This window comes from Micromonospora sp. M51 (assembly GCF_018070305.1).
GTDB lineage: Bacteria > Actinomycetota > Actinomycetes > Mycobacteriales > Micromonosporaceae > Micromonospora > Micromonospora parva.
On record NZ_JAGPXZ010001426.1, the window covers coordinates 1 to 572 of the forward strand.

Sequence of the window (572 nt, forward strand, 5' to 3'; positions counted from 1 at the left end):
GCGTGCCGTTGTCGGTCAGGTCGTTGACCGCCACGACCTCGATGTCGGCGTCGGACGCCAGCACTGCCCGGAAGAAGTTACGGCCGATTCGGCCAAAGCCGTTGATGCCAACCCGGATGGTCACAGGTCCCATCTCCTCGCGTTCTGGTCCGCCGGCTTCAGACAACGGGCCGGCGGGAATGGTGTGCGCCGACCGTTGGAGCCGGCCGTCGACGGTTCATCTCGGCCACCCCGCCGCGCGGTCTGAGGACCTGACCGCCCGAGGCGGTGGGCACGACGAGAAAGGCCGGTGTCGGCCCCCTTGCCGTACTCAGCGACCCTATCCGAGCGTGCGAGACCACGCTGCGCCGGGTCGTGCTCCCGGACGCACCGTGCGGCCCCACCGTCCTATCAGACCACGAGCATGTCGGGCGTGACGGCTGCTTCCGTATCCGGGATGCCGAGGTCCCGGGCCCGCTTGTCGGCCAGCGCCAGGAGCCGGCGGATCCGCCCGGCGATGGCGTCCTTGGTCAGCGGGGGGTCGGCCAGCGCCCCCAGCTCCTCCAGCGACGCCTGCCGGTGCTCCAGGCGCA

General features: G+C 71.0%; 2 protein-coding genes. Both read right to left on the reverse strand.

Annotated elements, in window-relative coordinates:
- Positions 1 to 124 (reverse strand): aldehyde dehydrogenase (locus tag KBX53_RS35240; RefSeq protein WP_210864064.1); only part of this gene is annotated, 124 nt, incomplete at its 3' end.
- A 266-nt stretch (positions 125 to 390) separates the two neighbouring features.
- Positions 391 to 572, reverse strand: a 182-nt coding sequence (locus tag KBX53_RS35245) for a helix-turn-helix domain-containing protein (protein WP_305798020.1), incomplete at its 5' end; no start/stop codon positions are given.